The sequence below is a fragment of the Streptomyces sp. NPDC058964 genome, from assembly GCF_042741275.1.
Lineage (GTDB): Bacteria > Actinomycetota > Actinomycetes > Streptomycetales > Streptomycetaceae > Streptomyces.
Genome location: NZ_JBHYKH010000853.1, coordinates 1 through 2,172, shown reverse-complemented (window position 1 = coordinate 2,172; position 2,172 = coordinate 1). Strand labels below are relative to the sequence as shown.

The window sequence follows — 2,172 nt, the reverse complement described above, 5'->3', positions numbered from 1 at the left end:
CTTCTGCCTTGGGCCGCTCGGCCATGCCGGTTCTGCGCCGGCAGCAGGATTCGAACCTGCGAGGGGATCACCCGGAAGGAAGTATCCGAGGCCTTCGCACCGGGCGGCGTCGTGCTCCCGAGATCAAGGGGGACAGCGGTGTGTGTCGAGCCGGTTTCACCGCACGCACGAAGCGCGCTCCACTGGAGTAACCGCCGTCGTCGCACCGGGAGATCACCAACATAGGCGGTGACCGCCGCCCCGGCGCAGAACCCCTGGGGGCTACAGCCCCACGGCCTTGCGCAGCGCGTCCACGCGGTCCGTGCGCTCCCAGGTGAAGTCGGGAAGCTCACGGCCGAAGTGGCCGTACGCCGCGGTCTGGGCGTAGATCGGGCGGAGCAGGTCGAGGTCGCGGATGATGGCGGCCGGGCGGAGGTCGAAGACCTCGTCGATCGCCTTCTCGATCTTCTCGGTCTCGACCTTGTGGGTGCCGAAGGTCTCCACGAACAGACCGACCGGCTCGGCCTTGCCGATCGCGTAGGCGACCTGGACCTCGCAGCGGGAGGCCAGGCCGGCGGCGACGACGTTCTTGGCGACCCAGCGCATCGCGTACGCGGCGGAGCGGTCGACCTTGGACGGGTCCTTGCCGGAGAAGGCGCCGCCGCCGTGACGGGCCATACCGCCGTAGGTGTCGATGATGATCTTGCGGCCGGTGAGGCCCGCGTCACCCATCGGACCGCCGATCTCGAAGCGGCCGGTCGGGTTGACCAGGAGGCGGTAGCCCTCGGTGTCCAGCTTGATGCCCTCGTCGAGGAGCGCCTTCAGCTCCGGCTCGACGACGAACTCGCGGATGTCGGGGGCGAGCAGCGACTCGAGGTCGATGTCGCTCGCGTGCTGCGAGGAGACGACCACCGTGTCGAGGCGGACGGCCTTGTCGCCGTCGTACTCGATGGTGACCTGCGTCTTGCCGTCCGGGCGCAGGTAGGGGATCGTGCCGTTCTTGCGGACGTCCGAGAGGCGCTTGGACAGGCGGTGTGCCAGGAAGATCGGCAGCGGCATCAGCGTCGGCGTCTCGTCCGTCGCGTAGCCGAACATCAGGCCCTGGTCGCCCGCGCCCTGCTTGTCGAGCTCGTCCGCTTCTTCCCTGCGGGAGGCACCCTCCACTCGGGACTCGTACGCCGTGTCCACACCCTGGGCGATGTCCGGGGACTGCGAGCCGATCGACACCGACACGCCGCAGGAGGCGCCGTCGAAGCCCTTCTTGGAGGAGTCGTAGCCGATCTCCAGGATCGTGTTGCGGACCAGGGTCGCGATGTCCGCGTACGTCTTGGTGGTGACCTCGCCGGCCACGTGCACCAGGCCCGTGGTGATCAGCGTCTCCACGGCAACCCGGGAGGTCGGGTCCTCGCGCAGAAGCGCGTCGAGAATGGTGTCGCTGATCTGGTCAGCGATCTTGTCGGGGTGACCCTCGGTCACGGACTCCGAGGTGAACAAGCGACGGGACACAACGCTCCCTGGGGTTGCAGCGGCTGCTGGCTGATCATTGGCGGACGACATGGGGGCTGCGCCCGGCGTCGTCCGAGAACAGTTTATCGGTCGTACCCGGCCACCGGCCCACCCGTCTCGCCTCTCGGGAGCGCTGTGACCTGCGGCACGCGCATTCTGCCCAATGCCGAGCGGCATTCGCCAGAGCCGCCACGCGACAATGTCGTGATCGAAAACGCTGCCGAACGACCGAAACGGATCAGGCCAGCCGAGACGCCACCAGGTCCCAGACGGTGTCGGCGAGAGCCTCCTTCGGACCGTGCGCGACGGGTGTCTCGCTGCCGTCCGCGCCCAGCACCACGGCCTCGTTCTCCTCGGAGCCGAAGGTCTTGCGCTCCCCCACCTCGTTCACCACGAGCAGATCGCAGCCCTTGCGCGCCAGCTTCGTCCGGCCGTTGGCGAGGACGTCGTCCGTCTCCGCCGCGAAGCCGACGATCACCTGTCCGGGGCGCGCCCGATCGGCCGAGATCTCCGCGAGGATGTCCGGATTCCGCACCAGGACGACCGGCTCCGGGTCCTGGCCGTCCTTCTTCTTGATCTTCCCGGACGCGTAGTTCGCGGGCCGGAAGTCGGCGACGGCGGCGGCCATGACCACGGCGTCGGCGTCCGCGGCCGCCTTCACCACGGCCTCGCGCAGCTGTACGGCGG

At 68.9% G+C, this 2,172-nt stretch carries 2 protein-coding genes; both read right to left on the bottom strand.

Annotation, left to right across the window (positions count from 1 at the left end):
- Positions 1-261 precede the first annotated feature (261 nt).
- On the bottom strand, positions 262-1,485 hold the full coding sequence (gene metK, locus ACFW2E_RS45605) for a methionine adenosyltransferase (RefSeq protein WP_384477728.1): 1,224 nt from the start codon (positions 1,483-1,485) through the stop codon (positions 262-264).
- A gap of 238 nt (positions 1,486-1,723) precedes the next feature.
- On the bottom strand, positions 1,724-2,172 hold a 449-nt coding region (locus ACFW2E_RS45600; protein ID WP_384477725.1), incomplete at its 5' end, for a phosphopantothenoylcysteine decarboxylase.